This window comes from Pseudoalteromonas sp. AOP7-A1-14 (assembly GCF_052376275.1).
GTDB lineage: Bacteria > Pseudomonadota > Gammaproteobacteria > Enterobacterales > Alteromonadaceae > Pseudoalteromonas.
The window spans coordinates 1-474 of record NZ_JBQSVO010000295.1; the positions used below are offsets into that span (position 1 = coordinate 1).

Annotated in this window: 1 protein-coding gene; it reads left to right on the forward strand. The window is 36.7% G+C overall.

Translation table 11 applies throughout. The features are described from left to right. Window positions 1-54: 54 nt before the first annotated feature. Window positions 55-471, forward strand: a complete 417-nt coding sequence (locus tag ACT3RM_RS18180) for a hypothetical protein (RefSeq protein WP_444511554.1) — start codon at window positions 55-57, stop codon at window positions 469-471. Window positions 472-474 lie beyond the last annotated feature (3 nt).

The window sequence follows — 474 nt, forward strand, 5'->3', positions numbered from 1 at the left end:
TTTCCATGCCCGAAGCTATCAACAATTTTTAGGGTATAACCAATTGAGGGAATTATGAAAAAATCTAAAGCAATTCTGTTACTTTCTTTCTGCGTTAGTTTTAATACTTTGGCAGCGGAGCAATGCGAAACTAACTTCACAAAAGAAGGCAGCTTTTTTAAAGGAAAAACCTTTAAAACATGGGCTGAAGTTGAAGGGGTTTCAACCGCAGAAGCCTACAAAAAAATATACCAACAAATAGCAAAAGACGGCTGGAAAATTTCAAGTTCTGACAAAGATCTTGGTATTATTTCCGCAGGCCAAGACGTTTCATACGGTAACGGTAAAACTGCACCCCTTAATGTGGTCGTAGAAGAATCCGGTTCAAATTCAAAAATATCAATTAGTTATTCTATTTCTGGTGGCGTTTCATCACCTGAAAAAGCTGTTATTGAAAGCTTTTGTAAAACTATTGGTGCCGCAAAATCATAAGCT

What these genes read in the sequence shown, in the direction of transcription:
- ACT3RM_RS18180 (WP_444511554.1), top strand. Translation starts at nt 55, where the DNA reads ATGAAAAAATCTAAAGCAATTCTGTTACTTTCTTTCTGCGTTAGTTTT.